Here is a 25,816-nt window from a genome sequence, read left to right as displayed (position 1 = left end):
TTTCAATGATTGCATTATGAAACTCGACGAAAAACCGGCCCCTCATCAACCGCACGACGACTGCTGTTCGGCAGAAACACATACGCACGCCAAACATAACGGCCACGCACACGGCCATGAGCATGATCACAGTCACGATCATGACCATGACCACGGAGACCATAGCCACGGATCGGGAGACGATGCGGGCATTTTCAAAAGCCGTTGGATGTTATGGCTGAGCCTGGCAATTCTGGCCGTGTTTCTCGTTTTGGCATACATTTTAAAGGTTGAAGTTGCTCGCCCAGTCGAAATCGGGATGATGCTCGTCGCGTATGTGCTTGCCGGGAATAAAACCGTGGCGCTTGCGTTCCGGAAAGCAAGTCGCGGCGACTTCTTCAATGAATTTACGCTGATGACCATCGCTACCTTTGGTGCATTCTATATCGGGGAGTTTAGCGAGGGTGTTGCGGTGATGATTTTTTACGAAATAGGCGAGCTCTTTCAGGATATCGCCGTTAGCCGGTCGAAACGGTCCATTAAGGCTTTGCTCGACATACGACCGGACACGGTAACCGTTTTGCGCAACGAAAAACCCTTGCAAATCACACCGGACGAAGTTCTGATAGGCGAAAAAATATTGGTCAGGGCAGGCGAAAAAGTGGCGCTGGATGGAGAAATGCGCTCCGCTTCCGGCACATTTAATACCGCAGCACTCACCGGCGAACCGAAACCGCAGATCATCGAAAATGGCCAAAAAGTGCTCGCCGGCATGATATCGATCGAAAAATCCGTCGAAATCGAGGTGAAAGCACTCTTCAAGGACTCGAAACTCTCGCGTATACTGGAAATGGTGCAGGAGGCTAGCGCGCGCAAAGCTCCTACCCAACTGCTGATCAGCCGCCTGGCGCGCATTTACACGCCCGCGGTATTCCTGCTTGCATTGCTCATCATCGCACTCCCGGCGCTTTTTGTAGCCGATTATCAATTCGACCAGTGGCTCTATCGGGGCATGGTTTTCCTGGTCATCGCCTGCCCTTGTGCACTCACGATCTCTATTCCACTCGGCTATTTTGGCGGTATCGGCCTAGCTTCACGCAATGGTATTCTCGTAAAAGGGGCAAATTTTCTGGATGTTATCACTAAAATCGACACGTTAGTTTCAGACAAGACGGGTACGCTTACCAAAGGGGTATTTAAAGTTCAGCAAGTAGAAACTGCCATTGAAAAAACCGATTTTATCCGCATAGCTGCTTCGTTGGAAAGCTACTCGACGCACCCGGTCGCCAAAGCGGTTGTTGAATCGGCGGGAACTGTTGAGCTGGCAAAACCAGCAGATGTCGAAGAAATCGCGGGGCATGGTTTAAAGGGTAATGTCGAAGGTAAGGCTGTTCTCGCGGGTAATACGAAATTGCTCGACAAGTATTCCATCAGCTATCCTGCCGAGCTTGGTTCGGTAGTTGAAACTATCGTTGTTGTGGCGATCGATAATGATTACGCGGGTTATTTCCTCATTGCCGACCAGGTTAAAGAGGACGCTGCTGCCGCTGTCGCGGAATTGAAAACACTTGGTATTTCGACGATCATGTTGTCCGGCGATAAAGAAGCCGTCGTCGCCAAAGTTGCAGGCGAGCTCGGCATTGCTAAAAGTTACGGCGGACTGTTGCCTGAAGACAAGGTGAGGATCGTACAAGAGCTTAAAAATAAGGGCAACTACATTGCATTCGCGGGCGATGGTGTAAACGACGCGCCGGTAATCGCGCTCGCCGATGTAGGCATAGCCATGGGTGCGTTAGGTTCCGATGCTACCATTGAAACGGCCGATATCGTCATCCAGAACGACCAGCCTTCGCGCATTGCTTCGGCAGTACGGATCGGCAAAATCACAAAATCCGTTGTTTATCAGAACATTTCCCTCGCTATGGGGGTTAAAATTGCAGTAATGGCCCTGGGTGCCGGCGGCGTTGCGACGCTCTGGGAAGCTGTTTTTGCCGATGTGGGTGTTGCATTGCTGGCAATTCTAAATGCATACCGGATCCAGGGAAAGAAAATATAATATAGCCTGCATTGCTCAAATACCATGGGAAAAAAGTTGGACCGGATCACACCGGAATTGGAGTCCTTCATCAATAATCAAAAGATTTTCTTCGTCGCCACCGCGGCCGAAACGGGGACAGTCAATTTATCACCGAAAGGAATGGATTCCTTTCGTATTCTCGGGCCAGACCGGGTGATGTGGCTCAATGTAACCGGCAGCGGCAATGAAACCGCGGCCCATTTGCTGCAGAATGACCGCATTACCGTTATGTTTTGTGCATTTGAGGGCAAGCCGCTTATTCTGAGATTGTATGGACACGGCAAAGCCTACCATCCCGCCGACGCAGAATGGCACAAATATGGCCCCCTCTTCCCCCCGTTCGAAGGGGCGCGGCAGCTGATAGACATACAGATAGACCTCGTCCAAACCTCCTGTGGCATGGCTGTCCCGTTCATGGATTACGACCGCGAACGGGAGGAGCTAAACGCCTGGGCCAGAAAACAAGGTCCGGAAGGCATTCAGGATTATTGGGCAAGAAAAAACATGGCCAGCATCGATGGTTTCGACACAGGCATTTTCTCTTCCACCCCAACAGATGAAAGCAAATGAATGTGCAGCAGGTACAGCTGTGCTGTACATGCTGCACATTTCTACACAGCATTCCCTACGCAAACGGGTAGCCGAATGCGAAATCCCAACTCAGTTTTTCCAATAACACACCCCTCCCAAGGGTCGCTAACGACCTCCGGCCAATAAGTGAAACTTACCGTAAAATAACTGATCAAACGACTGGAACGGGCGTAATGCCTGCCACCTTTTCCAGGGCGATGGTGACCCTCTCGATGCGGTCGACATTACCGCGGCTACTGTCTGAAACTGCCTGTGCCACTGAGGTTAAGTAATCCCCACCAAGCTTGGTGTTGAAAAAAGGGTCGTTCTGGGCGAGTACTCCCCGCCAACCTTTACCCACGATATTCCTGGATTTAACAAACCTGACCAACAGGCGCTCTTTGATGGACAAGCCTCCATATTCGGAGACTCTTGCTTGAAGCTGGTGCATATACAATAGTGGTGTATTATAAAAAATTGTAATTTGCGCTTTATCAATAACGATAATCACTGGCAATTCAAAAGTACAGAATAGCTATCACTTAGTCAAGTATTTTTATATTAAACTTCTAACTAATGTCAATTGTTGGCGAACGCATTAAGAAATACCGCGAATTGAAAGGCTGGAACCAGCATCAACTGGCTAAGACGTTGAAGAAATCGGGTAAAGCAGTAATCTCGAATTGGGAAACCGGAAGAAACGACCCCTCTCTCGCCGAGCTTCGGTTGATGGCCGAGCTCTTCGACACCACTGTGGCCCAGCTTGTCGGCGAGGTGCCAATGCTCGAAGAACCGCGGGAGCAATATATCATGATCAAAAAAGACGATCTCATTGACCTCCAACGCAAAGCACTGGAATTGGAAGCGGATCGAATCAACAGCCTCAAAGGCCAGCTCAGATTAGCCGAAAAAAATGAACGGCCCGACGATGGCCAGGCATAATGCCAGGTTACGCTGGAACAACGACCGGAAACCCAGCGCGCAGCCAAAGCTGATCACAATCAGCAAAATCCATAATGCGCTGTACCCCCAATGCCCGGCCACATATGCGCCCATAACGGGGCCGATGATCTGCGCGACAGCCTGCGACACCGAATAAGCGGCCGAGTATTTGCCCCGGTTTAAATCGCTGGCCCGGTTCATGACGAAGGTACTCAGATAAGGAAACGCCAGCATTTCGCCCGTCGTGAAAAGCACTACAGTCGCAATGGCAAGTACTACCGGCAAAACATGGGGCACGACAAGCGCCAGGAACGCCATTGCGCTGAAAAGCGGTCCTGAAACCATGTAAAAGTAATCGGGCTTCCGGTTGGCCAGGTTTTGCACCAGTACCATCTCGAACAGGGCGATAATGATCCCGTTCATGCCCAGCATAACACCGATTGTAGACTCGCCGATGCCCATTTCTTCCTTCCAATAGACGGGCACGAGCCTGAACAGCACTACAAAACACAGCATATAAAGGGTAACCATTACGAGGAAACGTACAAAAAATGCATCCTTCCAGGGAGAAGCGGTGCTTACTTCCGCCATTTCCGGAAAGTCATTTTTCGTAACGTGCTTTCGTTTAGGCAACAGCATAACGATAAGCAAACCAGCCAGCACATATACTACACCGTCAACCCAGAACAAAAGGTGATAATTAATAGCCGCCAGTAACCCTCCCACGCCGGTGCCGAAGCCAAAACCGATATTGGTGGCAAGCCGGTTAAGCGCATACGAGCGTATGAGATTTTCGGGCGTCGAATAAGCGGCGATGGCCGTTTGGTTGGCGGGTTTGAACGCTTCTACAAAAAAGCTGAGGACTACGATCAGCGCGCACAGCAGCGCAAAGTCGGTGGTAAGGCTAAATAGGGTAAAGAATACCCCACTCAGTATCAGGCTGCCGATCTGCACGGGCTGAAAGCCCAGCTTGTCGGTGAGATAACCGCCCGCCATCGCCCCAAGCACCGAGCCGACGCCGAACAATGTAATGATCAATCCTGCATCCTCGATGCTCCGGTGCAGGCTTTGGGTAATATACATACTCATAAAAGGTACGGCCATATACCCGCATCTGTTCACCAAAATCACCAGGCTCAGTAACCAGGTTTCCCTGCTTAGCCCGGTGAAAGATGCCCTGTAAGCACCAATAACTTTCCTGATCATATTAAATCCCTGATAATCTTAATGCTTTCTTCCAGTTCCCCCGGATCAGAAGAAGCGAATCCGAGGCGTATATAGTTCCTGAACTGTGCCGGATATCCTGCAACTTTTCCATTTGAGAAATACAAATCCTTTTGTGCCGCCCTTTCTGCAAGCCTGGGAATGTCGATCGCCGGATCAAAACGCGCCCAAACCGCCATCCCGCCGTCGGGAATGTCGAAACTGATATGATCTGGCAATTCAGTTTTCAGCAACTCGCAAAACAAGTCGCGACGCTGCTTGTACACCCGCACCGATTTCCGCAAATGACGCTGAATGACACCTGTTTGAAGCAGCTCGGCAATCGCATTTTCGAGCATTGTGTCGCCTTGCCGGTCGATAATGCGCCTGAGCGAAGCCAGATGGGCGATGACGTCTTCCGGTCCGACCAGGTAACCGACCCGGAACGCGGGTGAGATCGTTTTAGTAAATGACCCACAATAAAGCACCATACCGGCCTGATCGGCGCCAAAAAGCGGAAGGAGCGGTTTGCTCAAATAATGAAAATCGTAATCGTAATCATCCTCAAAAATCACAAATCCATGCTTGTCAGCAAGTTGGAGAAGCTTAATCCGACGATCGGGCCGTAGTGCGACGGTCGTCGGATATTGATGATGAGAAGTCACGTACACCATTCTGACACGCCGTTTCTGACATAGCTCTTCCAATGCATCTACATCCATACCATGCTCATCCACAGGCACATGGCAAATATCCGCACCTGCCTGTGCGAAGTTCATCGATGCCCCAAACCACCCCGGCGAGTCGGTAACGACGCAGTCGCCAGGCTTTACCAGGCTCGTACAAGCGAGGTACATACCCATTATCATCCCTCTCACAATCAGTATGTTGGCAGAAGAAGTTTTGAGCCCGCGCGTTTCGTTCAAATGGACTGATAGCTCTTGCCTGAGCCAACTGGTACCGCTGGTTTCTCCATACCCCAGCCGCGTGTAGGCATTGCCATGGAGCAATTGGCTCCTGTACGCACGCGACAGATCTTCGAGTGGCGCGAGCCTCGGATCGGGAAAGCCGTCATCCAGGTGAAGCCGCCAGCCGGCTTTCAATACAGCCCTGTCCAGGTGAGCAGGCTTCTCGAACCCGAAACCGGCCTTTTTGAGCGGATCCCTGTCCGCTGCTATCTCCACCGGCAGCGGAAGCGGCCGCAAATCGGGCAGGTTCCGTGCTACGAACGTACCGTTTCCCGTCTGACTTTCCAGCCACCCTTGCGCCAGGAGCTCGTCGTACGCCTGCACGACAGTCCGCCGGTGCACGTTTAAAATAGCGGACAGTTGCCTGGTACTCAGCAATCTATAACCAGATTGCAAAGTGCCGTTTTTGATCAATGACATCAGTTGATTGGCGATCTGAAGATATACCGGCTGTTTTCCACCCTTTTCGGGAGTAATCAGCGTCGACAACACATTCATCATAATTGGACTACCACTATTTAATATATTGGATTAAAGCGGTGGACCAATTAACGCATAATTTTGAAGAAAAACAAAGTACATGAACACGCCACCGCCCTATCTCGTACCCAGCCGTCTCGCCAAACGCACACATTATGAGCAAGAAACGATCTGCGCTATTCTCGACGAGGCCTTATTTTGCACTATTAGCTATGCAGTGGACAATAAGCCGTTCTCTATTCCGACGGCTTTTGTCCGCTATGAAGATAAAATTTATATTCACGGATCTGTCGGGAGCCATTTCATCAGGGAAATCGAGAAGGGAATCCCGGTATGCATTTCCGTAATGCTCACCGATTCGCTCGTGGTAGCAAAATCGGCGTTCAGCCATTCGGTCAACTACCGGTCGGTCATTATTTTTTCCAGTGCAGAAAAAGTGGAAGATATCGCGACAAAAAGGGCCGCATTTGAATGGCTTACCAATAAAATAGTACCCGACAGCTGGGATTACCTCCGCCCGATGACCGACAGCGAAGTCCGGAAAACTACCGCGCTGGCGTTTTCTTTTGAGCTAGCATCCGCTAAAATGCGTGACGGGATGCCGAAGGACGAACCGGAGGACCTGGAATTGCCCATCTGGTCGGGACTGATACCGCTACAAACCTTACGCGGAAACCCGATTGCCGACGAGACCAGCCAAAATATTCCACTTCCTCAACATTTAAGTTAACTGCATGCAACCTTGATACCGGTTTGAACATCTTTCGGGCAAACTCACCTGCAATATCCCACCCAAATGTTGCACTTCATGTCAGGAAAGGAAATATTCGACCGGTATCAGCTGGCGGCTTTAAAAAACGGACTCGGCTCGCGCGAGTTCAATTACGGGAACATTCTGTATCAGGCACTGCGAATCGAAGGAGAGGAAAGGGTTTTCCAATTGCTTGAACTGGCCGAAAATACCGGCAAACGCATCGCCCTCGCTTGTTCGATTCCGAATGCGGAGACCGGCTCCGAACCTAATATGGTCATTCTCGTCTGACACCCACGTTATCCGTTTACACAGCTTCTCGCGTTAAACACGCAATTCCCTTTTGATTTGCGGACAGCCGTAGCGAATTTTGGCACCATCTTGAATGTATGCTGAATTTGCAAATCGTATGGAATTTCTTGTTGTAATCGCCTTTTTCGGATATATCTATTACCTCCGCAACTATGCCGACCTCCGCACCCCCAGCGAAAAAGAAGCGGCGGCCGTCTCCGAAGGAATCAAACTGTACAACGATGGGCAAATCGATAAAGCCTATGCCTATTTCGATTCCCGGATCCGCCAGAAACCCAAGTCCTGCATCGCCTATCTTTATCGTGGTTTATGCCAAAAAACGCTCGGGAATCCCGAGGCTGCATTGAAAGACATTCAAGCTGGCCTGAGTTATGACGATCAGATCTTTACGCTTTATCTCGAACTCGGCAAAATTTACCTCGAACAAAACCAACCCGAACAAGCGCTATCGGCCCTGAACAAAGCCGTAAGCGTCTCGGAAGAACAAAATGAAGCCCCATATCACTGGCGTGCAAAGGCATTTGAGCAACTCGGCCGGAATAGCGAAGCTGAACAAGACACCAAACACGCACAGGAGCTCCGTGCGCGGCTGCAAAAGACCCATTCCGGCTTCAACTCATCCAAGGCTCCATTCTTCGACAAACGACTGGCTATCAACATGGTCATGATCTCCCTCACCAGCGCATTGCTCGTTTACGTGATCAAAAATGCCGAAAGCATTCACCTGCCCTACCTCGTCGCCGTTTTCGCTGCTATCTCCATCGGTTTCGCAGAACCCTATAAAGGTTGGCTTTTGGCTATTATGCAATGCATTCTCATGCTTGCCGGCTATCACTTTTTCACCGACCTCCCGGAAGACCGCGCCCGGCAGGAGCTAGAAAATTTCAGCCTTTACGGATCGATGATCCTCACGTTCGCGGCCAGCTTTTTGGGCGGGTTTTTGAAGAGGGCTTTGAATATGAAGTAGCAATCCAAACCCGACGTGCCGGATTGCACCTGCTCACTATACCGAATGTCAGGCTCAATTATTGCAAGGGAAATCCTAAAAACAATTTTAACCATGGACAGTATCGAACGGCAGCAACTCGAAGACAAAATTCTTGCGAAAAGGCAACAGATCGAGTTCGAGCGTACAAACCTGGAAGAAACCATTGCCTTTTCCCCGGAAAACCGCGAAAATCCGGAAGTAATGGAAGAAACCAAAAATTTTGACGATCCTGCACAGAACGTTGTAGAGCAAGGAGAAATGCGGTCGCTCAGAACCGCCGAACAGGAGCTTAATGAATTGCTGCGGCAGCTGGAAACACTGCGGAACAAATGACCGGTTATTCCAATGCGAGCACAGGAACCGACACTTCCACGGCAGTCGAGTCGGATTCCCCGCCGCTTACTTTCCCTATTCCGAAATCCCCGCGGTTCACCTTAAATCTGCCGTAGAAAACGTGCTGATCACCCGTGCTCCTAAATGCAAACGGGATCGCTATCGCTTTCTTGATACCTTTCAGTTCCAGCTCGCCGCGCACTACGAAACCGGTGTCTGTCCGGCTGACGGACGTCGAAGCAAAATGAATGCGCGGGTATTTTTCCGCATAAAACCACTTGTCGCTTTTGGCATGCTTGTTTTTCAATTCAATGCCCGTATCGATCGAGGCGACATCTACCGACACTTCAAAGCGGGAATCTTCGGGGTGACCGGGATCGAAGCGGATATTGCCTTCCATTTGCCGGAATGATCCATATGCGTATTTACCGTCGAAGCGGATCTGATAGCCCTCTACAATGCGCCAGCCAGCGACAACCGCAAATGAAAATGCGCTCATTATCAATGAACTGACCACTGTTAAATACTTTCTCATTGTCATTTTTGAATAAATCAAGCCACTACGCGCCTGCTTTTGAGCGAGGAGGGATTAATGCCGCGGTATTTTTTAAATGCTATTGAAAAGTGCTGGGCGTGCTCATACCCCAGCAGATCGGAAACTTCCTCCACGGAATAGGAGGAGTCGAGCAGTTGCTGCTCTGCATAGTCCATCCGCAATTTGCGCAGGTAACCAAAAACGGTGGTTCCAAAAAGCTCTTTGAACCCTTTTTTGACCTTAAATTCATTCAAAAGGCAAATCCTTGATAGCTCCGCAAGTGAATGTTCTTCGAGAAAGTGCATGTCGAGGAAATACTTTAATTGACGCAGCTTGTCTGCATCTCCTGCCGAAATACCGTCTGCCTGGTTGGGGCCACGAAACTGCTCGACTTGCAGCGCCAGCAGTTCCAACACTTTCGACTGGATCATCAGATTACGTAATGCCCCGCCCTCCCTGCATTGTTTCACTTCCCTTATCAGGCTTTGCATGCGCGGTGTCGTGTTCGCAGTACCCCTAATTCCCGAAAATGGCCTGTTGCAGAGCAAGTTCTTTTGAACGCGTTCGCTCCAATGATCATCGCAACCGATGATATTGGAAAAAAATGTCTTATCCAGGCTGATATGGAACATTTCGAGCGAGTCGTTGGCAGAGACCCGGTTGGTATCGCCGCCTTCCGGTGAAAAGACCAGGTTATGCTTACCCGGCCGCATAGGAAGGTCGTGTGAAAGCCCTTCGAAAGTGGTGTCGAGCCGTCCTGCCATGTGGAAATTGATGTTGATCGTATCCACCGGCGTACTGTCGTAAAGGATTACATCTTCCTGCGACGCCCATTGCAGGTTCATGACGTGTACATGCGGAAACACCAGGCTTTTGAACTTCATCTCGCCGACCTTGGGATGATACCGGGTCACAAACTCGTGCGGGTTATCCGCGCGTGCTTCGTGAATGACCGATTGCGGGTTGGGTACCGGAATGAATTCGATGATGTTGGCTGACTGGATGAATGTGGTGGCCATTGGACGGAACAGGTTTTAACACGGCACTAAAATACGCGCCAGACTGCCCCGCCCCTGCTACTTACTGAGTGAACGGCCCAATTAATCGACATAATCCGTTCGTCGTAGATTTTTATCCGTTGTGCGTAGGTCAATGCGGCACCCTCCCTTGCATTTTTGCCAAAAACTTCAACGCCATGATCAGAAAAATTTTAAAATGGACAGGCATTGTCCTGGCCGGAGTTGCGCTCGTAGCCATCGGCGCTTACGCCTATGTGTTGGTCTCCATGAAAAACCGGATGGCAAAGGCCTACACTTTTGAGAAAGAAACCATTAAAATCCCGACGGACAGCACCACGCTCGCAAGGGGCAAGCATTTGGTCGCCATTAAGGGTTGTCAGGATTGCCACGGGACCAACCTGGAAGGCAAGATCATGAATGACGATGGCGCCATTGGTCGCCTCGTTGCGGGCAACTTAACGCACGGAAAAGGAGGATTACCGGCAAGTTACGAAGTGTCCGACTGGCTCGCTGCGCTACGGCACGGAATTCATCAGGATGGTAAGCCGCTGCTCTTTATGCCTTCGCATGAAACGACATTGCTTTCTCAGCAGGATCTGGCCGCGCTGATTGCCTATTGCCGCCAGATTCCGGAAGTGGACAATGTACTACCCGAAAACGACCTTGGCCCGGTTGCGATCGTCATGAGCTATATCGGCAAAATGCCACTTTTGTCGGTGGAAAAAATCGATCACGAAAAGCCGATGATCGCCCGGGCGGATTCGACGGAGGGTGCGGCTCAGGGCAAATACCTGGCGGTGTCGTGTTCAGGGTGCCATCGTGAGAATTTCAAAGGCGGCGAGCCGCTCGCTCCGGGCTTTCCGCCTGTACCGGATATCACCCGGGCGGGCCATGTAGGCAAGTGGACGAAAGCCCAGTTCATTACCACGCTTACTTCGGGAAAAACCCCGGAAGGCCATGTTCTCAAAAATGAAGATATGCCCTGGAAAATGACGGCGCAGTATACGCGCACCGAGCTTTCTTCTCTCTACGATTACCTGCAATCCATCCAGTAAACGACCTGGCCGGACTTTTGAAGTCCGGCCAGGCGCTCGTGTTATTCCTCCCCTGTCGCGATGGGGCGTTCGGTCCGGGACCATTCGCTCCACGAGCCCACATACAGGCTGGCGCCATGGAGGCCGGCTTCCGCCAGCGCGAGGAGCGTGTGGCAGGCAGTGACGCCTGATCCGCAATGCACGATCACTTTACGGGGATCTTTGTCCGCAAGTGCATCCTTATATTTCGCGGCAAGTTCCGCGGGCGGCATAAACTCGCCTTTTTCGTCGAGGTTGGAAGTATAGGGTATATTAACGGCCCCTGGAATATGGCCTGCTACCAGGTCGATCGGCTCGCTTTCACCGAGGTAGCGGTAATGCTCGCGCACGTCGATCACCATCGATTCGGGATCGGCCGCAGCGAGCGCCACGTCATCGGCATCGACCAACGGCATCTGCCACCCGTTGATCGGATATTCTTCCAAAGCGTGCAGCGAAGCTGCTTTTTGTGTTAAATCGATTCCGGCCTCCACGATCGCGTCCAGCCCGCCACTTACTACAAATACCTTTTCATGACCGACCGCTTTGAGCATCCACCAGAAACGTGCAGCCGCATTAGCGCCTTTTTTATCGTCATACACAACAACCGTCGAAGAAGGGCTGATACCGAGAATCCCCAAAAAGCGCCCGAAATCATCAGGTTCAGGCAGCGGGTGTCGGCCGCCGTTCGATGGGTCACCGGTTTTTTCCGACAAATCGGTTTCGAGGTCTACAAACTGCGCATTTTCGAGGTGCGCCTTGTTATACCGTTCCAGGGCATCGGTCCCTCCCCGCGCATCGATCACGATAGGGTCTTCATTTTCCAGAATGGTTTTAAGCTGGTCTGTGGTAATGATATTCATGTCCGGGTCCTTTTGAAAAAACTTTGGTAAATAACGTTACTTTTCACGAAAACCAGCGTCTAAATAGTCAATGTTCAACTGTTTCGCACGCTATAATCATGAACAAATTGCCCAATTGTTCACAGGCCGTTATTTCAAAAGATAAAATTGAAAGCTATCTGCTGAACTTCGACCATCGTGAAGGAAAGTCAAAAGCAATGTTTTTTAGTAAATTTGGTTATCCGCTTGCGAATAGCCCGGAGTTTTGTGCAGCGCTTAGGGAACTGGCTTGTGAAAGTATCGTTGTACAGGTTGAGGAGCGGCTCCCGTTCGGAACCAGAATTACAACCGAAGGCCCCTTGCGTACGCCTGATGCAAGAAACCCGCGAATACGCATGGGATGGTTCTTTGATAGGGACAATCCTGAAAATCTTCCACGATTAATCACCGTAATTCCTACGAGATCAAAATGAAAGAGCTGGATATAGTAGTACTGACCCAAGATCTGCCCCAACTGGAACTACAAGTGGGCGACATAGGAACTATCGTAATGACCCATGGGGAAGATGCGGGGTTCGAAGTCGAATTCTGCACGCTAGATGGCGAAACGGTCGCTCTTGAAACACTCCTACCTTCTCAAATTCGCCCGATCACCCGTGGTGAAATTGCACACGTACGCAAGTTGCCAGCTATTGTGGATTCGCATTAATCCAAAAAAATCACGACGAATGTAAGTTTTTCCCAATCTCAACAACCTATTGGGAAAGATTTGATTTTTATGGAGAAAATTTTTCTTGAAACGATCGGGGAGCATCAGCGGATCATTTTTAAGGTGAGCCGGATGTACCGCAATACGCCTGAGGATCAGCAGGACCTTTTTCAGGAAATCGTCTACCAGCTCTGGCGCGCATTCCCCGGCTTCCGGAACGAATCCAAAATCACGACCTGGATTTACAGGATCGCCCTGAACACGGCTATGGCTTCCTACCGGAAGCAAAAACCTCCCGTCTCATTGTCCGAACATCCGCCCGATCTTGCCGATACAACTGAGACATCTTCGGAACGGGAGGAATGGCTGTTCCGCGCATTACGAACGCTGGGCGAATCAGAACGCGCACTTATTTCCCTTTACCTCGAAGACTATTCCTACGCCGAAATTGCCTCGGTGACAGGCATCTCGGAAAATTACGTGGGCGTTAAGCTCAACCGCATCAAGGAAAAACTTAGATCACTTTTAACTTCAAAAAACTTATGAATATCGACGATCTTAAATCGGATTGGCGCCGGGCCGGTAACGAACCGCTTTCTGAAAAACAGCTTGCAATGATGACGCGCGTCCGCAACCACCCATCGCTTCGCAAATTGCGGATCAAGTTCATGACCGAGATAATCGCCCTTTCCGCCCTGCTGCTAATGTATTACGATGGCTTCGATGGGGCTCAGAAACCTTTGCTAGCTAATATTTTACTGATTATTAGCATTGTACTTTACATCGTCAACAATGCATTGGGATATACTCAAATCCAAAATCCGTCGGTAAGCGGGAACCTCCGAGAGGCATTGGCCAAACAGACGCGTTCATTGAAACGGTTAGCATTTCTTTCGCTGACATCGTCGGTGCTGTATGCCACTGCCCTTGTAGTTTTCTTTACTTATCAAATGGTTTTCACACAGCGCAAATACATCATTTTGAGCGGATTAATACTATCAGCGCTGCTCCTGTTTTACTATTCATGGATCAGCTGGCAAAGAAAAATTGCTCATTTCAAGCAATTGGAAGCAGATTTTTGACATTTTAGCAGGATTAACGATCTATGCGATGATTAGCCAGGAATTTACAGAAGAAGACATTGCCTACCTCCCCGCCCTCGAACCGGAGGGTTGGGGCGATATCCGCCCGCGGTTCGCCTATTTTTTAAAATCCGATTGTTGTAAACCGATCAAAATCGAGGAAAATGGCCAGCCTGTTGCCGTTGGCGCCGCTATTTTCCATGCCGATACGGCCTGGCTCGCTTGCATCATCACACATGGCGAACACAGGAATAAGGGCCTGGGCAGCGCGATCACACGCAGCCTGATCGAAAGCATCGACCGGAACCGTTACCCGACCGTTTATCTCGACGCGACCGAATTTGGCTATCCGGTGTATTTGAAACAGGGTTTCGAAGTCGAGGGGCAATATGCGCATTTAAGAAGGGAAGCGGTCGCCGCAGATATTGCCTTCCCCCCACATATTGAGCCATTTAATGAATCTTTCCGCGATGCGGCCTATGTGCTCGACTACCTGGTTTCCGGCGAGGACAGGCGCGGTGTCATGGCAGAATTTCTCACTGATGCATCGGTCTATATCGATTTGAATGGAGATTTGCAGGGGGTTTACCTGCCCACATGGAGCGATGGCCCTATCATTGCCGCCACCGACGCTGCGGGATTCGCACTCATGCAGATCCGCTCGGCAACGAGGCCCACGGCGATCCTGCCTGTCGGCAATACCGAAGGCTTGAAATATCTTCAGGAAAACGGGTACAATATGTATAAGACTTCCCGCCGCATGATCCTCGGTCCGCGCAGGGTGTGGCATCCGGAGCGCCTTTACAATCGCATCAGCGGTGCATTGGGCTGATTACCGCAGTTCCAGCTCGCTGATTTTGGAGAATTCGGTGTGCGGCGCCATCGCTTTCACGATCCCTTTGCGATCCACCAATATAAAATAGGGTGTTTCGCTGACCTTATACCGGTGGTTGAAACCATACGATTCCGGAACGGGAATGAAACCGCAGTTCCGTTTCGGAATCGCTTCCAGGCATTCCTCCTCGGTGTTGAGCGTGGTGCCGAGGGAGACGATCTCTATTCCCTTCCTTTTATTTTCATCCACAAAATTGGAAATCACCTTGGTGCTGGCGAATGTGTACAGCGGCTTTTCATAGCGTACCCAGAAACCCAGCAGAATGTACCTGCCCCTTAATTTCTCCGAGTCATATTCTTTCCCGTCGAGACCGCGCATCACAAACGGAGCGATCGGCTCGCCTACTTCCGGCATTAGGTCTGGGTTATTCATGACAGAGCCGTCCGGCTGAACGTACAACTGGCTCTTTTTGATGATTTCAAACGAAGAAGCTTTGCCGTATTTGTCGAATATCGGCTGGGTTTTGTAAAGTCCCGGGCTTCTTCGGAGCATATTGTCGTAGGTCTCGTAACTGATCCGCTTTCCGGTAGCGTGGTCAATGATCGGCGAATCCCGCGTCATTACGATTTGCTGGCTTACCTTGCCATTATACCTTACTACTTTCGGTTCATCGGATTGACAAAATGCTGAAAATCTGACAGATCCAACGACTATCAGCGCACAAACAGAAATTTTATTCAGACGGCTCACAAACATTCTCCCACAAAAGATTGTATTAGTATCAATAGTTTGATATTTTTATACACAAATAATCATTCATTGCAACCTCCTAATAACTGGTAATTACCGTCTGATATTTTAGACAAATTTAACTAATTGCAAAATTTAGTATGTACGAGCGGATCCGGGAGAAGTTGGGGATTTTGGCCGATGCTGCGAAATACGATGTTTCATGCTCGTCGAGCGGCAGTAACCGGAAAAATGAAAATAAGGGAATTGGAGATGCGGAAGGAACGGGGATCTGCCACACTTACACCGAAGACGGAAGGTGCGTGTCGTTACTGAAAATACTGCTTACCAACCATTGCATTTACGATTGCGCATTCTGCGTTTCGCGGCGCAGCAATGACATCAAACGCGCTGCATTCACGGTGGAAGAAGTGGTGGAATTGACCATGAATTTCTACCGTCGCAATTACATCGAAGGCCTGTTTCTGAGTTCGGGGATTTTCAAAAATGCCGACTATACCATGGAACGGCTGGTGCGAATTGTGAAGAAACTTAGGCATGAGGAGCGTTTCAATGGTTATATCCATTTAAAAACAATACCCGGGGCCAGCGACGACTTGCTTCACGAGGCGGGTTTGTATGCCGACCGCATGAGCATTAACCTTGAAATGCCGACAGAAAAAGGCCTGAAACTGCTGGCGCCGGAAAAGTCACACGCGGACGTAAAAAAGCCTTTGAAATACATTCAAAATAACATTACCCAGTTTGAAAGCGAGAGGGCGCTAATCAAGAGCGTGCCGAAATTCGTACCGGCCGGGCAAAGCACGCAGATCGTTGTGGGTGCCACCCCGGAGTCGGATAAAGAGATTTTGTATACTGCGAATGCATTTTACCAGAACTTTTCACTGAAACGGGTTTATTACTCAGGCTACATTCCGATCAGCAACGATGCGCGGTTGCCGGTAATCGGCTCACAACCGCCTCTGATCCGCGAAAACAGGTTGTACCAGGCCGACTGGCTAATGCGTTTCTACGGTTTTAAGGTTCAGGAAATCCTCAACGATGTTCATCCGAACCTTGAAGCGGACGTCGATCCGAAGCTGAGCTGGGCATTGCGGAACCTTGACCAGTTCCCCATCGACATCAACACTGCCGACTATTACATGATTCTCCGGGTGCCGGGCATAGGCGTGGGCTCTGCATTGAAAATAGTTCAGGCACGCAAGTTTAACCGGCTATACGAAAGCCATTTGCGGAAACTGGGCATTTCATTTCGTAAGGCACGGCATTTCATCCGGTATGCCGACAGCCCCATGCATTTAAAAGAATATGAAGCCGGCCATATCAAGGGACTTATTTTTTCCGAAAGCAAAAGCAAATACCTGTCAAACCCGAATAATCAGCTGTCGCTTTTTTAATGGAGCTATACATTTTTGACGGATCGCTGGAAGGATTGCTGACGGCCGTTTTCGAATGCTACCAGCGAAAATCGCCCATTGTGAAGCTTGTGACAGCAGCGCACCATATTCCGGATGTATTCGATGCAGGGTTCCGGGTAGTTTCCGACCGTGAAAAAGGGAAGCGTGTTTGGAAAGGCCTTTGTAAAAAATTGGGGAAAGAATGGCAATTCCGGTTCTATAAGGCATTTCTGTCCGAACAGCCTGAAACTTTTCAGCACTTACTGAATTTCGCCCGCTACATTATCGACCAGCCTGCGGGCGCGTGCGAGAATTTTGCACATCCCGATATTCTGGCCATTTCCCAGGCAGCCCAGAAAGTGCATCGCGAAAAGCACCGCATGGAAGCATTTGTGCGTTTTCAGAAAACCGGTGACGGCATTTATTACGCCCACATCGAACCGGATTTCGACGTGCTTCCCCTCCTTCCCGAGCATTTTCAGAACCGTTATGCCGATCAGCGCTGGATTATTTATGATTTAACCAGAAAATACGGGATGTATTACAATTTGGAAAAAACGGAAGAAATCGAACTCGATGTAGCGCCGCAAATATCGGTCGTCAACGCGCTTCCTTCGGATTTGCTCGACCCGGGTGAGCAGATGTACACGCTGCTCTGGCAGGATTACTTCAAAAGCACCAACATTCAGGCGCGCAAAAATATGCGGCTGCATATGCGGCATGTACCGAGGCGATACTGGAAGTACCTTTCGGAGAAGCAGGGATAGATTTCGCTGATAATCAATAATTTTTCATGTATGTCGCCACGGTTTACACAATAGGTGGTGTCTCGGAAAATGTAGGTAATCCAAGTTCGGATTGTCTTTTCCAGCGATCTGCCGGAACATCCATTCATCCACTTTTTCCAGCATGCTATGAAAACTTGTACGTTCCTCATTTGCTTTCTGCTCTCAGCGATTGCTTCATTTGCTACGGCTTCCGAGGATCACTCTCCGTCGATCACCGCTCCATTTACCGTCTGTCTGGAAGCCGAAAATGCCAACGGTGACGGTCCTGTTTCCTCGGACGCGAATGCTTCCAACGGCCTCACACGTGGCTTCCGAAATTCATCGGATTATTTTGTAGAGTACCAAACCGACGTTCCGTCTACCGCAAAATACCAGGTAACCCTCCGGTATTATGCCGAACGAAACTCACTGGTCACCGTTTCCGTCAATGGCGGAAATCCTTACCAGATCGAACTGCCCGCTTCGCATTCCTGGAATATTGTATCGGCAGAACATACCATTGAGGTGAATTTAACGGCTGGCAACAACCGGATTCGCATCAAAGAGCTCCCTGGTTACGACGTAAGGCAGGACAAGGTTTGCTGGACGGAAATCCCCGGAACCGGGGGGCCGATCACCTGCGACTTTCAGGTAAACCCCCATGTGGTGGGAAACATCCCGAGCTATCGGCCCGGGCAAACGGTAACGCTCGACGCCGGTTGCACAGGCACCGATTGCGACGCCGCTTCGCTGAGTTGGTTCGGCAATAACACGAGTCTTTCAGGCGCAGTTGTTTCATTCGACGCCCCGGCAGCACCCGGTGACTATACCTACACATTGTTCGCTAACAAGAGTGGTTGTCCCAATGATACCAGCATAAACGTCTCTTTCCGTGTTGACGTCACGCCGGCCGACTGCGACTTCACCGTCGGATCGATTGTAAGCGACTATACCCCGACGTGTACTCAGCTTATGTCGGTAAGTGCGGAATGCTCCGGAACCGGTTGCCCGGGGCTCACTTTCAAATTGACAGGACCCGACCTGAATGGGACCGGTAATACCATAAATTTCCATGCTCCTTCTCAAAACGGTACTTACACCTATACCAGGTCCGGTTCCAAACCAGGCTGTCCCGATAAAACCAGTCAATTCCAATTGACGATCTCCGATTGCGGCAGCACTCCTTTCCAAGCTTGCATTGAAGCGGAAGATGCCCAGGGAAATGCTCCCGTTTCGGAAGACGCCAATGCATCGGGCGGCAAAACGAGAGGCGGCAAAGACCTTCCCGACTATTACGTGGAATATGTTGTCTGGGGTGTTCAGGTGGAAGGTCCACACGCCATTACTTTCCGGTACTATGCCGAAGCCAATACCGCCGTTGAAGTAAAAATAAACGACGAAGTCCCCGCCCACAAAATCGAACTTCCGGCTTCCAATTCGTGGAATATAGTCTGGACAGAACGGACGCTTCTCTTTACTTTGAAAAAAGGCGTGAACATGATCCGCGTAAAAGGAATTCCAGGATACAGTCCGGTACGGCAAGACAGGATATGCATCGAAGAAATGCCCGGCACCCCTCCTTCCTGCGACTTCAATATCACAGCGAGTCCCTCTGTCTATGATCCTGCATGTGGCAGCCAATTTACGATGACGGCCAATTGCACCGGCCCGGATTGCGGCTCGGTTTACTACAACTGGTACGACGACGGTGGCTTTGCGCGGTACACGCAGACGATCGACGTTACTGCGCCATCTTTCGTCGGTTCCTTTTATCTTTCGGTATCTGCCGGGAAAGATGGCTGCGCGCAAAAAATCGTCCGTGTTCCGTACTGGGTTACCAGTTGCCCGCCTCCCGGAGGCGGCGGGGTAACCTCCGCCTGTGTGGAAGCGGAGCATTCGGCCAGCAATGGTGCCGGTTCCAGCGATCCTAATGCTTCGAACGGGCAGACGCGCGGCTCTCAAAATAACTACGACTATTATGTGGATTACCAGGTCACTGACTTTGCCGCAGGTACGTACCCTGTCAAGCTCCGTTACTATGCGGAGGCACAAGCGCAAGTAGTTGTGTCGGTAAATGGAAACATAGCTATCCCGGCGGTGCAACTTCCTCCTACCAACAGCTGGAATATCGTTGCACGGGAGGAAACATTCTGGGTAACGTTGGTTCAGGGACAAAATACAATCCGCATTCAGGGATTGCCTGGGGCAGCCGTTCGCCAGGATAAGATCTGTGTAGGAAACAGCCAGAACAATGCACGAATGGCCGCGCCGGAATTCCTTCAAACTCAAACCGATGTGCCTTTACTGCAAGCCTACCCCAACCCCGCGCCGGGCGAATTCAAAGCCGTTTTCCATTTAAAAACCGGCGAAACGGGTTCAATGCAGGTTACCGACGTACAGGGGAAAGTTTGGCATACACGTAATGTGAGCGGCAAGGGTACGCACGAGGAGCGGATCAATCTCGGCAATGCGCCGGCCGGCATTTACCTGCTGCAAGTGAAGAAGCCGGAGTCGGTGGAAACGAAAAAGATTTTACTCACACGTTAAATGCAAAAAGCGGTTGCCCGGAATGGGCAACCGCTTTTTATTACTTCCATTTACTTTCCAGCCAGGCCTTTCGAAACGCCTGCATCCCGGCTGAAACCGTTTTCCCGGCCTCTTCATAAGTGACGACCTGCAAACGCGGGTTTTCCATCAGTTCCAGCATAGCAGTCTTCTGCTCCTCGCGGTGCTTGTATTCCAGGGCTAGCTGGTCACCAGATTTATGGGTTTTGAGTATTGAAACCAGTTCATCGTTTTTGGAAATCGACTTTCCATCCACTTTCAGGATTTCATCGTCGATGTCCAGTCCGGCTTTATAAAGCGGGCTTCCGATAACGGTGTTTGAAGTGATCATCAGACCTGCACCCTCTTTGTAGCGGATATCGCCGATCCAGGCTTGCCCCTCAAACTGCTTTTTCAGGAGCAGTCCGGCGTTGGCCAGCAGCGGCGCGTAATCCAGCGATTCGTGGCCATTGATATATTTGGCAAAAAATTGCTGTGCAAATGCTTTGTCTTTGGCATAAGACTCCAAAACAACTTGCAGATCGGCCACGTTGTAGGCAATTTCCGGTTTTCCATGTTTGGTCCAGACCGCCTTCATGAAATCGTCGAGATTCAAGCCTTTACTCCTCAGTTGCAGGTCCAATGCCAACGCCACCGCCGCGCCGTAAGGGTAATAGGAAGTGTAAATGTTGGGGTAATTCGTTTTATCGATCGCTACGCCCGCATCCACGAATACCGCGTTGCTGCTTGCCTGCACAGGCGAAATGCGCTTGGCCCCGGCGGTATTCTCCTTGGTATTAATGAGGGATGTCAGTGTCCTGCAATACTCTTCCAGTGAATCGAACCCGGCCCTTTCGAGCAGTAAGTCACCATAATATTGGGTAAAACCTTCGGCGAACCAGAGCTCGAAACTCATATTGCTTTTTTCGAAATTGAAAGGTTCCAGCGTTTTCGGGCGAATGCGTTCGACGTTCCAGGTATGGAAAAACTCGTGTGAGAATACGCCGAGCAGGTTATCAGAACCGTCAAATGCAACCGGCAGGGCTATCATCGTACTGTTCCGGTGCTCCATACCATCGCCTTTTACATAGGGATTTATGCTGGCGAGAAAAGTGTAGCTACCATTATCGAATACCGGAAATTCGCCGAAAACCATACGCGCCTCTTCGGTAATGCGTTTGATTTTACCGGCAAATGCGGTTGCCAGGGAATCGCTGCCCTTCGCTTCCAGTGCGAGCCTGAATTGCGAGGGTTTGTTATCGGCATTCGGTACGGTCCATTCTTTGACAGTGAGTTTCCCGATTTTCGTGGGCGAATCCATGAAGTACTGCAAGTCAGGAGCAGTAAAGACGTTCGCTTCACCGGTTGTTTTGAGTTGGGTAGCAATAGTCCAGGAATTGGGCTTCGGCAGGTTGAACGCGACTGTGATCGGGGCTTTTTCCAACTCTTTTACCCACATGAATGCCGCAGGCATATTCAAATGCACGCTGCTGGCATCGATTCCGGCGTAGGTGCCGTCCGCATGATTGGCGTACAAATTGTATTCAACTTTCACAAAACCATTGATTCCAACTATTTTATAAACATCCCCATCCACACGCTGCACCGGCACGGATTTGCCTGATTTGTCAAAGGCCACCACATCATAAATGTTTTTCCCATACTCGTGCGTGGCGTATCTGCCCGGGGACGAGCGCGACATTCTGAAAAGCAGCTCCTTTTGCGGGGCCTCGGAAACGCTCACGGCAATGTGGGCTTCGTGGTGGACGATATTGGGAAAGGATACATCGTAGCGGATCGTCTGTGCGAATGCGTACGAGCAAAGCATGGGAGCGGCGAACAAGGCGGCCAGTTTTTTCATGGACTGATCAAATGATTTGAATTGACAGCACCCAATTTAAGCCATTCACCCAACATTTAGAGCCGCCATAGGCATACTAACCCGATTATTGCTTAATTTTTCCGGTTCAAATCCCATTAAAACCTTAAATAGTATCGATCGTCCATGAAGAAATTCTTCCTTCCCCTAGCCCTGACCCTCACTATCACCTCGCAACACGCATTCAGCCAGACCAAAGCACTTTTCAATGGCAAAGACCTGAAAGGATGGCACATTGATGTTCCCGAAATGGACAAAAACCCGAACGCTGTGAATCCGTTCCTTGTGCGCGACGGCCTGCTAGTGAGCCTGGGTACACCTGGCGGGCACCTGATCACAGACGCGCAACATGAGAACTTCCGTTTTACTTTCCAATACCGCTTTGCAGGCAAACCTGGCAATTGCGGCGCATTGGTATTCGTTTCAAAGCCGAGAGATTTGTACGAAATGTTTCCCAAATCCATTGAAATACAGCTCATGAACCAGAACGCAGGCGATTTCTGGTGTATTCAGGAAGATATTACCGTACCCGACATGGAAAAACGCCGCGGACCGAAAGAAAAATGGGGCGTGAACGGCGACAAGCTCCGCCGAATCCCTAATCTGACCGACGGCACCGAAAAGCCGCTTGGCGAATGGAATTCGATGGTGATAGAATGTGTTAAGAATTCAATCAAAGTATGGCTCAATGGCGTGCTCGTCAACTATGGCTACGACGCGACGGCTTCGAAAGGGCAAATCGCGTTGCAGTCGGAAGGCTCCGAAGTTGAGTTCAAGGATGTTAAACTGACGCCGATCAAAGCATTATCGAAATAATGAATTTTAAATCAAACCGCCTCGTCAGGAATATCGCCATTGTCGTGGTGCTGATCGCCAATATTGGCTGCGATCAGATATCGAAAAGCGTAGTCAGGGAAAACGTAGGTTTTTACCAAACCATCCACGTCATCCAGGATTACGTGACCATCACTTATGTCGAGAACACGGGTGCGTTTCTCAGCATCGGCAGCGCTTTACCCGAATCGATCAAGATTTTTGTATTGTCGGTCATCCCGCTGATCGCGCTGCTGTTTGGCATTATTTATTTATTAACCAAAAAGAACCTTACCTGGCTGAGCGCCCTCGCATTGAGTTTTGCCATTGGCGGCGGTATCGGTAACATCTACGATCGCCTCGTCCACGGCTCGGTCACCGATTTCATGCACATCAATTTCGGGTTATTTCAAACCGGGATTTTCAATATGGCCGACGTGTCGATCATGACGGGAATGTTTATCTTTTTGTATCAGTCGTACAGCCGGCAGAAGTCGCGGTTTCCGGGGCTTTAATGCAATATTTAGGTTAATGTGCGTGTCGCCAACATTGGCGTGTGTTATCCTCAACAATGCAAAGGGTGCTCCTCCGGAGCAAACAAAAAGGACTTCCGGTATCGGAAGTCCTTTTTGCATTTGGAATAATAATGTACCGCTTACTGAGCGCCAACCGATTTGCGGATGATGTTCAATGCGGAACCTGCTTTGAACCATTCGATCTGCTGGGCATTGTATGTATGGTTTACAGGGAATTCCTCGTTGGTACCGTCGTTGTGATGCAACACGATCGTCAGAGGCTGTCCTTCTGCAAATGTTTCCAATCCAACGATATCGATCGTGTCGTCTTCCTGGATCTTGTCATAATCTGCCGTGTTCGCGAATGTCAACGCCAGCATGCCTTGCTTTTTCAGGTTGGTTTCGTGAATACGGGCGAATGATTTGGTCAAAATCGCTCGTACGCCCAGGAAGCGTGGCTCCATCGCCGCGTGCTCGCGGGATGACCCTTCTCCGTAGTTTTCGTCCCCTACCACGATCGTACCGATTCCGTGCGCTTTATAATCACGCTGGACGGCCGGCACCTCTGCATACTGGTTGGTCAGCTGGTTTTTAATGGTGTTGGTTTTCTCGTTGTAATAGTTAACCGCACCAATCAGCATATTATTCGAGATGTTGTCGAGGTGTCCGCGGTATTTCAACCATGGCCCGGCCATTGAAATGTGGTCGGTGGTGCACTTGCCTTTTGCCTTGATCAGGAGCTTCAAACCGGTCAGGTCTGTTCCTTCCCATTCCGCAAACGGTTCGAGGAGTTGCAGACGGCTGGAAGTTGGGCTAACCAAAACCTGCACCTGGCTTCCGTCTTCTGCCGGCGCCTGGTATCCTGCATCTTCTACTGCGAAGCCACGGGTTGGCAATTCCAGGCCGCTTGGCTCGTCGAGTAATACTTCAACGCCGTCGGTGTTAACAAGCTTGTCAACACGCGGGTCGAAAGTAAGGCGTCCGGCGATAGCCATTGCCGTTACGATCTCGGGAGACGCTACGAAAGAGTGCGTATTGGGGTTACCATCGGCACGTTTCGAGAAGTTGCGGTTGAATGAGGTGATGATTGAGTTCTTCTCCCCTTTTTCGGCACCGTGGCGCGCCCACTGGCCGATACAGGGTCCACAGGCATTGGCCAGCACGACCCCGCCTATTTGCTCAAATGTATCCAGGAAGCCGTCGCGTTCCACAGTGTATCTCACCTGTTCCGAACCGGGCGTGATGGTATATTCGGAAGTAACCTGCAATTTCTTGTCGACAGCCTGTCGCGCAAGAGAAGCAGCACGGCTTACGTCTTCATAGGAAGAGTTGGTACAGGAACCGATCAGACCAACCGAAAGAACCTCGGGCCAACCATTTTCCCTAACCGCCGTAGCGAATTTGGAAAGCGGCCAAGCCAAATCCGGCGTAAATGGTCCGTTGATATGCGGTTCGAGCGTGGACAGGTCGAGTTCAAGGAGCTGATCATAGTAAGACGCAGGATCAGCGTAAACTTCGTCGTCTGCACGAAGATGTTGTTTAATGGCATCTGCGGCATCGGCAATGTCGGCACGATCTGTGGCTCGCAGGTAGGCGGCGCTCTTCTCGTCATAAGCGAAGATAGAAGTGGTAGCACCGATTTCAGCACCCATATTGCAAATGGTACCTTTGCCGGTTGCGGAAAGACTTTCAGCTCCTTCGCCAAAATATTCAACCACATAACCGGTACCGCCTTTTACGGTCAGCTGGCCGGCAACCCAAAGGATCACATCTTTCGCTGCAGTCCATCCGCTCAGTTTGCCTGTAAGCTTTACACCGATCAAACGAGGCATTTTCAATTCCCACGCAAGGCCCGACATGACATCGGACGCATCCGCACCACCGACACCAATCGCGATCATACCCAATCCACCTGCATTAGGCGTGTGAGAATCGGTACCGATCATCATACCGCCCGGAAAAGCATAGTTTTCGAGCACAACCTGGTGGATGATACCCGCACCGGCTTTCCAGAAACCCAAACCGTATTTGTTGGATACGGACGAAAGGAAGTCGTATACCTCTTTGTTTTTATCTACGGCGTTTTTCAAATCCTGCACAGCGCCCACTTCGGCCTGGATCAGGTGATCGCAGTGGACCGTAGAAGGAACAGCCACCTTCGGGCGGCCAGCCTGCATGAATTGCAGCAGCGCCATCTGCGCGGTGGCATCCTGCATCGCAACGCGATCGGGGGCGAAATCTACGTATGACTTGCCACGCTCATAACTTTGCGTAGGGGTTCCTTCCCATAAGTGGGAGTATAAAATCTTCTCTGCCAAGGTCAGAGGCCGCCCTACGATCTTACGGGCGGTTTCTACTCTTTGTTCCATTTGGGCGTAAACACCCTTGATCATATCTAAGTCAAACGCCATATCTCTCAAATTAATGATTACACATTCTCACTTATCAACAAC

Annotated in this window: 27 protein-coding genes; 18 read left to right on the top strand and 9 right to left on the bottom strand. The window is 50.3% G+C overall.

The features are described 5' to 3' along the window. Window positions 1-16: 16 nt before the first annotated feature. Together ACTJJJ_RS04630 and ACTJJJ_RS04625 are read left to right on the top strand one after the other, a co-directional pair. Complete coding sequence (locus tag ACTJJJ_RS04630) at window positions 17-2,035, top strand: heavy metal translocating P-type ATPase (RefSeq protein WP_440701588.1); 2,019 nt, start codon at window positions 17-19, stop codon at window positions 2,033-2,035. A gap of 24 nt (window positions 2,036-2,059) precedes the next feature. Further along, window positions 2,060-2,626, top strand: coding sequence for a pyridoxamine 5'-phosphate oxidase family protein (locus ACTJJJ_RS04625; protein WP_440701587.1), 567 nt, complete (start codon window positions 2,060-2,062; stop codon window positions 2,624-2,626). A gap of 172 nt (window positions 2,627-2,798) precedes the next feature. On the opposite strand, the gene ACTJJJ_RS04620 is transcribed toward ACTJJJ_RS04625, so the two are convergent. Further along, the gene (locus ACTJJJ_RS04620) at window positions 2,799-3,077 is read right to left on the bottom strand and encodes a hypothetical protein (RefSeq protein ID WP_426294608.1); all 279 of its coding nucleotides are present in this window, start codon (window positions 3,075-3,077) and stop codon (window positions 2,799-2,801) included. A 125-nt stretch (window positions 3,078-3,202) separates the two neighbouring features. On the opposite strand from ACTJJJ_RS04620, the gene ACTJJJ_RS04615 reads away from it, so the two are divergent. Next, on the top strand, window positions 3,203-3,568 hold the full coding sequence (locus ACTJJJ_RS04615) for a helix-turn-helix domain-containing protein (protein WP_188930147.1): 366 nt from the start codon (window positions 3,203-3,205) through the stop codon (window positions 3,566-3,568). Here ACTJJJ_RS04615 and ACTJJJ_RS04610 read toward each other — a convergent pair. Then, on the bottom strand, window positions 3,527-4,774 hold the full coding sequence (locus ACTJJJ_RS04610; RefSeq protein ID WP_440701586.1) for an MFS transporter: 1,248 nt from the start codon (window positions 4,772-4,774) through the stop codon (window positions 3,527-3,529). The genes ACTJJJ_RS04615 and ACTJJJ_RS04610 overlap by 42 nt on opposite strands. Then, window positions 4,771-6,240 (bottom strand): PLP-dependent aminotransferase family protein, encoded by a 1,470-nt coding sequence (locus tag ACTJJJ_RS04605; RefSeq protein WP_440701585.1) that lies wholly within the window; start codon window positions 6,238-6,240, stop codon window positions 4,771-4,773. The genes ACTJJJ_RS04610 and ACTJJJ_RS04605 overlap by 4 nt, the downstream gene beginning before the upstream one ends. Window positions 6,241-6,319: 79 nt before the next feature. Here ACTJJJ_RS04605 and ACTJJJ_RS04600 point away from each other — a divergent pair, with 79 nt between their 5' ends. The 4 genes from ACTJJJ_RS04600 (at window position 6,320) to ACTJJJ_RS04585 (ending at window position 8,603) form a co-directional block, all read left to right on the top strand. Beyond that, on the top strand, window positions 6,320-6,949 hold the full coding sequence (locus tag ACTJJJ_RS04600) for a pyridoxamine 5'-phosphate oxidase family protein (RefSeq protein ID WP_440701584.1): 630 nt from the start codon (window positions 6,320-6,322) through the stop codon (window positions 6,947-6,949). 78 nt (window positions 6,950-7,027) lie between these two features. Continuing rightward, complete coding sequence (locus ACTJJJ_RS04595) at window positions 7,028-7,261, top strand: hypothetical protein (RefSeq protein ID WP_229221569.1); 234 nt, start codon at window positions 7,028-7,030, stop codon at window positions 7,259-7,261. Between the two features lie 118 nt (window positions 7,262-7,379). Further along, on the top strand, window positions 7,380-8,249 hold the full coding sequence (locus tag ACTJJJ_RS04590; RefSeq protein ID WP_440701583.1) for a tetratricopeptide repeat protein: 870 nt from the start codon (window positions 7,380-7,382) through the stop codon (window positions 8,247-8,249). A 93-nt stretch (window positions 8,250-8,342) separates the two neighbouring features. Next, complete coding sequence (locus tag ACTJJJ_RS04585; RefSeq protein ID WP_188930160.1) at window positions 8,343-8,603, top strand: hypothetical protein; 261 nt, start codon at window positions 8,343-8,345, stop codon at window positions 8,601-8,603. 4 nt (window positions 8,604-8,607) lie between these two features. On the opposite strand, the gene ACTJJJ_RS04580 is transcribed toward ACTJJJ_RS04585, so the two are convergent. Continuing rightward, complete coding sequence (locus tag ACTJJJ_RS04580; protein WP_440701582.1) at window positions 8,608-9,138, bottom strand: YceI family protein; 531 nt, start codon at window positions 9,136-9,138, stop codon at window positions 8,608-8,610. 17 nt (window positions 9,139-9,155) lie between these two features. Further along, on the bottom strand, window positions 9,156-10,157 hold the full coding sequence (locus tag ACTJJJ_RS04575; RefSeq protein ID WP_440701581.1) for a helix-turn-helix transcriptional regulator: 1,002 nt from the start codon (window positions 10,155-10,157) through the stop codon (window positions 9,156-9,158). Window positions 10,158-10,333: 176 nt separating this feature from the next. Here ACTJJJ_RS04575 and ACTJJJ_RS04570 point away from each other — a divergent pair, with 176 nt between their 5' ends. Next, entirely contained in the window at window positions 10,334-11,212 is an 879-nt protein-coding gene (locus tag ACTJJJ_RS04570) for a c-type cytochrome (RefSeq protein ID WP_440701580.1), read from the top strand. Between the two features lie 41 nt (window positions 11,213-11,253). Here the strand turns inward: ACTJJJ_RS04570 and ACTJJJ_RS04565 are convergent, their stop codons facing one another. Further along, a complete protein-coding gene (locus tag ACTJJJ_RS04565) occupies window positions 11,254-12,093 on the bottom strand; it encodes a sulfurtransferase (protein ID WP_440701579.1) in 840 nt (279 codons plus the stop codon). 98 nt (window positions 12,094-12,191) lie between these two features. Between ACTJJJ_RS04565 and ACTJJJ_RS04560 the strand changes: the two genes are divergently transcribed. The 5 genes from ACTJJJ_RS04560 to ACTJJJ_RS04540 all read left to right on the top strand — a co-directional run bounded on the left by ACTJJJ_RS04560 (window position 12,192) and on the right by ACTJJJ_RS04540 (window position 14,695). After that, a complete protein-coding gene (locus ACTJJJ_RS04560) occupies window positions 12,192-12,545 on the top strand; it encodes a DUF6883 domain-containing protein (protein ID WP_426294616.1) in 354 nt (117 codons plus the stop codon). Continuing rightward, window positions 12,542-12,781 carry a DUF4926 domain-containing protein gene (locus ACTJJJ_RS04555; RefSeq protein ID WP_188930170.1) on the top strand — a complete coding sequence of 80 codons (240 nt, stop codon included), beginning with the start codon at window positions 12,542-12,544 and terminating at the stop codon, window positions 12,779-12,781. Before ACTJJJ_RS04560 ends, ACTJJJ_RS04555 begins: the two co-directional genes overlap by 4 nt. A gap of 69 nt (window positions 12,782-12,850) precedes the next feature. Continuing rightward, complete coding sequence (locus ACTJJJ_RS04550) at window positions 12,851-13,327, top strand: RNA polymerase sigma factor (protein WP_188930172.1); 477 nt, start codon at window positions 12,851-12,853, stop codon at window positions 13,325-13,327. Beyond that, window positions 13,324-13,863: a hypothetical protein gene (locus tag ACTJJJ_RS04545; RefSeq protein WP_440701578.1), complete on the top strand. Its 540-nt coding sequence runs from the start codon at window positions 13,324-13,326 to the stop codon at window positions 13,861-13,863. Before ACTJJJ_RS04550 ends, ACTJJJ_RS04545 begins: the two co-directional genes overlap by 4 nt. A gap of 28 nt (window positions 13,864-13,891) precedes the next feature. Continuing rightward, window positions 13,892-14,695 (top strand): GNAT family N-acetyltransferase, encoded by an 804-nt coding sequence (locus ACTJJJ_RS04540; protein ID WP_440701577.1) that lies wholly within the window; start codon window positions 13,892-13,894, stop codon window positions 14,693-14,695. Here the strand turns inward: ACTJJJ_RS04540 and ACTJJJ_RS04535 are convergent, their stop codons facing one another. Next, on the bottom strand, window positions 14,696-15,319 hold the full coding sequence (locus ACTJJJ_RS04535) for a thioredoxin family protein (RefSeq protein ID WP_440701576.1): 624 nt from the start codon (window positions 15,317-15,319) through the stop codon (window positions 14,696-14,698). 269 nt (window positions 15,320-15,588) lie between these two features. Here ACTJJJ_RS04535 and ACTJJJ_RS04530 point away from each other — a divergent pair, with 269 nt between their 5' ends. The 3 genes from ACTJJJ_RS04530 to ACTJJJ_RS04520 all read left to right on the top strand — a co-directional run bounded on the left by ACTJJJ_RS04530 (window position 15,589) and on the right by ACTJJJ_RS04520 (window position 20,159). Then, the gene (locus ACTJJJ_RS04530) at window positions 15,589-16,845 is read left to right on the top strand and encodes a putative DNA modification/repair radical SAM protein (protein WP_440701575.1); all 1,257 of its coding nucleotides are present in this window, start codon (window positions 15,589-15,591) and stop codon (window positions 16,843-16,845) included. Further along, entirely contained in the window at window positions 16,845-17,612 is a 768-nt protein-coding gene (locus ACTJJJ_RS04525; RefSeq protein ID WP_440701574.1) for a TIGR03915 family putative DNA repair protein, read from the top strand. Before ACTJJJ_RS04530 ends, ACTJJJ_RS04525 begins: the two co-directional genes overlap by 1 nt. 147 nt (window positions 17,613-17,759) lie before the next feature. After that, window positions 17,760-20,159 (top strand): T9SS type A sorting domain-containing protein, encoded by a 2,400-nt coding sequence (locus ACTJJJ_RS04520; protein ID WP_440701573.1) that lies wholly within the window; start codon window positions 17,760-17,762, stop codon window positions 20,157-20,159. A gap of 40 nt (window positions 20,160-20,199) precedes the next feature. On the opposite strand, the gene ACTJJJ_RS04515 is transcribed toward ACTJJJ_RS04520, so the two are convergent. Beyond that, the gene (locus ACTJJJ_RS04515; RefSeq protein WP_440701572.1) at window positions 20,200-22,017 is read right to left on the bottom strand and encodes a M61 family metallopeptidase; all 1,818 of its coding nucleotides are present in this window, start codon (window positions 22,015-22,017) and stop codon (window positions 20,200-20,202) included. 144 nt (window positions 22,018-22,161) lie between these two features. On the opposite strand from ACTJJJ_RS04515, the gene ACTJJJ_RS04510 reads away from it, so the two are divergent. Together ACTJJJ_RS04510 and lspA are read left to right on the top strand one after the other, a co-directional pair. After that, window positions 22,162-22,851: a 3-keto-disaccharide hydrolase gene (locus ACTJJJ_RS04510; RefSeq protein WP_426294623.1), complete on the top strand. Its 690-nt coding sequence runs from the start codon at window positions 22,162-22,164 to the stop codon at window positions 22,849-22,851. Next, entirely contained in the window at window positions 22,851-23,363 is a 513-nt protein-coding gene (gene lspA / locus ACTJJJ_RS04505) for a signal peptidase II (protein ID WP_188930190.1), read from the top strand. The genes ACTJJJ_RS04510 and lspA overlap by 1 nt, the downstream gene beginning before the upstream one ends. Window positions 23,364-23,503: 140 nt before the next feature. Here the strand turns inward: lspA and ACTJJJ_RS04500 are convergent, their stop codons facing one another. Beyond that, window positions 23,504-25,774 carry an aconitate hydratase gene (locus ACTJJJ_RS04500; protein ID WP_440701571.1) on the bottom strand — a complete coding sequence of 757 codons (2,271 nt, stop codon included), beginning with the start codon at window positions 25,772-25,774 and terminating at the stop codon, window positions 23,504-23,506. Window positions 25,775-25,816: the final 42 nt, after the last annotated feature.

The organism is Dyadobacter sp. 22481 (genome assembly GCF_052044875.1).
GTDB classification, from domain to species: domain Bacteria; phylum Bacteroidota; class Bacteroidia; order Cytophagales; family Spirosomataceae; genus Dyadobacter; species Dyadobacter endophyticus.
The sequence above is the reverse complement of the archived record's forward strand: the minus strand, read 5'-3'. Positions and strand labels throughout refer to the sequence as shown.

Excerpts from the sequence above, each read along its gene's own strand:
- ACTJJJ_RS04515 (WP_440701572.1), bottom strand. The coding sequence starts at position 22,017 with ATGAAAAAACTGGCCGCCTTGTTCGCCGCTCCCATGCTTTGCTCGTAC.
- ACTJJJ_RS04575 (WP_440701581.1), bottom strand. The coding sequence starts at position 10,157 with ATGGCCACCACATTCATCCAGTCAGCCAACATCATCGAATTCATTCCG.
- ACTJJJ_RS04595 (WP_229221569.1), top strand. The coding sequence starts at position 7,028 with ATGTCAGGAAAGGAAATATTCGACCGGTATCAGCTGGCGGCTTTAAAA.
- ACTJJJ_RS04560 (WP_426294616.1), top strand. The coding sequence starts at position 12,192 with ATGAACAAATTGCCCAATTGTTCACAGGCCGTTATTTCAAAAGATAAA.
- ACTJJJ_RS04530 (WP_440701575.1), top strand. The coding sequence starts at position 15,589 with ATGTACGAGCGGATCCGGGAGAAGTTGGGGATTTTGGCCGATGCTGCG.
- ACTJJJ_RS04565 (WP_440701579.1), bottom strand. The coding sequence starts at position 12,093 with ATGAATATCATTACCACAGACCAGCTTAAAACCATTCTGGAAAATGAA.
- ACTJJJ_RS04620 (WP_426294608.1), bottom strand. The coding sequence starts at position 3,077 with ATGCACCAGCTTCAAGCAAGAGTCTCCGAATATGGAGGCTTGTCCATC.
- ACTJJJ_RS04520 (WP_440701573.1), top strand. The coding sequence starts at position 17,760 with ATGAAAACTTGTACGTTCCTCATTTGCTTTCTGCTCTCAGCGATTGCT.
- ACTJJJ_RS04630 (WP_440701588.1), top strand. The coding sequence starts at position 17 with ATGAAACTCGACGAAAAACCGGCCCCTCATCAACCGCACGACGACTGC.
- ACTJJJ_RS04625 (WP_440701587.1), top strand. The coding sequence starts at position 2,060 with ATGGGAAAAAAGTTGGACCGGATCACACCGGAATTGGAGTCCTTCATC.
- ACTJJJ_RS04615 (WP_188930147.1), top strand. The coding sequence starts at position 3,203 with ATGTCAATTGTTGGCGAACGCATTAAGAAATACCGCGAATTGAAAGGC.
- ACTJJJ_RS04500 (WP_440701571.1), bottom strand. The coding sequence starts at position 25,774 with ATGGCGTTTGACTTAGATATGATCAAGGGTGTTTACGCCCAAATGGAA.
- ACTJJJ_RS04585 (WP_188930160.1), top strand. The coding sequence starts at position 8,343 with ATGGACAGTATCGAACGGCAGCAACTCGAAGACAAAATTCTTGCGAAA.
- ACTJJJ_RS04580 (WP_440701582.1), bottom strand. The coding sequence starts at position 9,138 with ATGAGAAAGTATTTAACAGTGGTCAGTTCATTGATAATGAGCGCATTT.
- ACTJJJ_RS04590 (WP_440701583.1), top strand. The coding sequence starts at position 7,380 with ATGGAATTTCTTGTTGTAATCGCCTTTTTCGGATATATCTATTACCTC.
- ACTJJJ_RS04600 (WP_440701584.1), top strand. The coding sequence starts at position 6,320 with ATGAACACGCCACCGCCCTATCTCGTACCCAGCCGTCTCGCCAAACGC.
- ACTJJJ_RS04540 (WP_440701577.1), top strand. The coding sequence starts at position 13,892 with ATGATTAGCCAGGAATTTACAGAAGAAGACATTGCCTACCTCCCCGCC.
- ACTJJJ_RS04535 (WP_440701576.1), bottom strand. The coding sequence starts at position 15,319 with ATGACGCGGGATTCGCCGATCATTGACCACGCTACCGGAAAGCGGATC.
- ACTJJJ_RS04510 (WP_426294623.1), top strand. The coding sequence starts at position 22,162 with ATGAAGAAATTCTTCCTTCCCCTAGCCCTGACCCTCACTATCACCTCG.
- ACTJJJ_RS04550 (WP_188930172.1), top strand. The coding sequence starts at position 12,851 with ATGGAGAAAATTTTTCTTGAAACGATCGGGGAGCATCAGCGGATCATT.
- ACTJJJ_RS04610 (WP_440701586.1), bottom strand. The coding sequence starts at position 4,774 with ATGATCAGGAAAGTTATTGGTGCTTACAGGGCATCTTTCACCGGGCTA.
- ACTJJJ_RS04555 (WP_188930170.1), top strand. The coding sequence starts at position 12,542 with ATGAAAGAGCTGGATATAGTAGTACTGACCCAAGATCTGCCCCAACTG.
- ACTJJJ_RS04570 (WP_440701580.1), top strand. The coding sequence starts at position 10,334 with ATGATCAGAAAAATTTTAAAATGGACAGGCATTGTCCTGGCCGGAGTT.
- ACTJJJ_RS04525 (WP_440701574.1), top strand. The coding sequence starts at position 16,845 with ATGGAGCTATACATTTTTGACGGATCGCTGGAAGGATTGCTGACGGCC.
- ACTJJJ_RS04545 (WP_440701578.1), top strand. The coding sequence starts at position 13,324 with ATGAATATCGACGATCTTAAATCGGATTGGCGCCGGGCCGGTAACGAA.
- ACTJJJ_RS04605 (WP_440701585.1), bottom strand. The coding sequence starts at position 6,240 with ATGATGAATGTGTTGTCGACGCTGATTACTCCCGAAAAGGGTGGAAAA.
- lspA (WP_188930190.1), top strand. The coding sequence starts at position 22,851 with ATGAATTTTAAATCAAACCGCCTCGTCAGGAATATCGCCATTGTCGTG.